Raw genomic sequence first — 2,609 nt, forward strand, 5'->3', positions numbered from 1 at the left:
TGAACCTACGCCTGGAACCTTTCGGCACGTTTCCATCTCCTTCGAACTGTTACCACCCTAGCGAGTGGCCTGTCCGGAATCTCTGGAGCACCTCACGGTGCCCGAGTCGCCAATCAGACACAGCGGGGCGCCTTTGCCGACCCATTCGCAGGTCGCCAGGGTGTTGATGATGGCGGGTTCGATGTGGGGGTTGGCGTCGTAGTCGAAGTCTTTGAGCCATTTCGGGCGGGGGAAGGCGGCGGCGCGTAGCTGGCGTTCGGCGCGGCGGCGGTCTCGCTCGTCGCACTCGACCATGAAGAGCTCGGCCAAAAATCCCCGGTAGGTGAGCTGTTCGCGTTCGGCCCGGTCGGCGCAGTCGGCGAACTGGTCGCGGATGGCCGGCAGGCGCAGCACTCGGCAGGCGGTGTCGATCGCGGCCTCGGCGGCGGGTTCGGTGATGCCCCGGTTGCGGGTCATGACGCGCTCTCCTGGTGGTGGGTGTCGGACTGGTGGCAGGTGTTGGGCGCCGGATGGCGCAGCAGTTGGTCGTAGGCGTCCACGCTGGGCAGCGGACGGGTGTCGGGGGGAAGCTCGGCCAGGCGTTTGCGGGTCAGGCTGGTCACCTGGGGGCTTTCGGCCGGGACCGTCGTCGGCCCGCTCAGGCGGGCGATGCCCGGGGTGGGACGGCCGGTGCCGCGGACGTCGGCGGCCTTGCGGGCCTCCACCGCGATCACGTCGGCGGCGAACGAGCCGACCGACAACGCCGCGCGGATCCCGGCCATGACGTCGGCGTCGTCCATGGTGCGGTGCAGCAGCAACACCTCGATCAACGCGCGGGTCGCCCCGGGTTCACCCAGCGAGCGCCGGGCCGCCGACCACAGGGCCTCATGGGCGTCGGTGAACGCGCCGCCGACGCGGGCCGCCTCCAGCGCGACCGACCCGGCAAACGCCCCGGGTTTGCGCATCAACGCCTCCAGATAGTGATCCAACACGATGGTTTCGGTGCCCTTCCCGGTCAGCCGTTCATGCCGGGCGACCTCATGGTGCCGGTCGTAGACGATGACCTCACAGGCGTGCAGCACCACCCGCACCTTGCGCCCGATCAGATGAATCGGCACCGAGTAGCGGCAGCAACGCACGGTGATCTGGCCATAGCGGTCAACGCGGGGCGTCAGCAGCAGACCGGTAGAGAAATGATCGTCAGGCAGCGCGCGCAGCAGCGGCGCCTCGATCGCGAAGTCTTGGGCGATGGTGCGCAGCCGCGCCCCGATCCGGCGGCTGTCTTCGAGCTGCTCGAAGTGCTCGATGCGGGCGTTGAGCTCGGCCAGGCTGTCCACTTGCGGCACCGGCGACAGGTAGTTGCGGCGAAAGTAGCCGACCTCGCCTTCCACTCCGCCCTTCTCGTGAGCGCCGTCGATGCCGCGCTCGCAGTAGAAGGCCTCGCAGCGATAGTGCGAGCGAAACAGCTGCCAGCGGGGGTTTTCCACCCGGACCCGGCCGCGGAAGAGAACCTTGGTCACCGCCGCGGTCAGGTTGTCGTAGCGGATGTGCCGGGTCGGGGTGCCGCCCAGCCGGGTGAATGCCTCCACGTGCCCTTCCAGGAAGGCCTCCTGGCCGCTGGTGGAGTAGATCTTGTGGATGGCCTTGCCGGAATACGACATGCGGTAGACGAACAGGTAGCACTTGGTCAGCACCCCGGCCAGGTTCACCCACAACTCGCCGAAGTCGACCTCGGCTTCCTCACCGGGCGGATGGTTTTGACGGATGAATACCTTGGCCGGTGCCCGGCCCTCCTCGATACGGATCTCGGGTTTGCGCTTGGCGAGGTAGTCGCGCACCGTGGAGTACGACAGCCCGGCCGCGTTCTGCTCATCGAGCAGTCGGCGGTGGATCCGCTTGACGGTATGACGCTGTTTGCGGGGGGCGTCCAGGTCAGCGCGTAGCCACTCGTCGATCACCTTCTTGAACGGCTCCAACTGCGGAGATCGCCGTTTCGGCGTCTTACGCGGTGTTGGTTCGGGCTGCGTCAGTGCCTCGCGGACCAGCCGCCTGTGCACGCCGTACTTGCGGGCCAGTGCCCGAACTCCTAGGCCTTCACGCCACGAATCCCGGCGGATCTGGTCGAACAGCTCGACTTTGGTGAGCGCCACCAAGCCCCCTTGCCGCGGCGCGCGTGATCTAGCAGGTCGAGCCTGTCACCGCAACTCTAAAGGTGGGGCCATTTCAAGCCGACATGTCGGTCTGGGATCACTCCACCGACCCGAGGTGGGTCCAGCTCAAGCCGCCCAAGTGGGGCCGTTTCAAGTCGTCATAACCAGCAGGCCCTTGACCTGCAACTTCTTGGGTCCGGGGGCGGGATTTGAAACCCACGGCCTCTTCGTTTGCATCGAAGGAGTCAGGCCCGGCAGGGCGGGACTGCTGTACAGCAGCCTGTACAGCAACATCGGCTCATGGGAGCGCACAGCACCGGCCCGCGACTACCGCTTCAGCGCACCGGAGTGCCGCCTACGAGGTACCTGACCTTCCCTTGTAAACAGTCTTCCTGTCCCTTCCGGTGACGCCACACAGGCGTGAAAATTGGCACGGGTTGCCCGCCGAACGCCGGTTCCTTCTGGGGATACAAGCCCGTT

Annotated in this window: 2 protein-coding genes; both read right to left on the minus strand. The window is 66.5% G+C overall.

Translation table 11 applies throughout. The features are described from left to right. Positions 1-57: 57 nt before the first annotated feature. A complete protein-coding gene (locus ACIN94_RS32700) occupies positions 58-456 on the minus strand; it encodes an ATP-binding protein (RefSeq protein WP_400714884.1) in 399 nt (132 codons plus the stop codon). Further along, complete coding sequence (gene istA, locus ACIN94_RS32705; protein ID WP_400714887.1) at positions 453-2,129, minus strand: IS21 family transposase; 1,677 nt, start codon at positions 2,127-2,129, stop codon at positions 453-455. Before istA ends, ACIN94_RS32700 begins: the two co-directional genes overlap by 4 nt. Positions 2,130-2,609: the final 480 nt, after the last annotated feature.

The sequence above is a fragment of the Streptosporangium sp. NPDC087985 genome, assembly GCF_044741965.1.
Lineage (GTDB): Bacteria > Actinomycetota > Actinomycetes > Streptosporangiales > Streptosporangiaceae > Streptosporangium.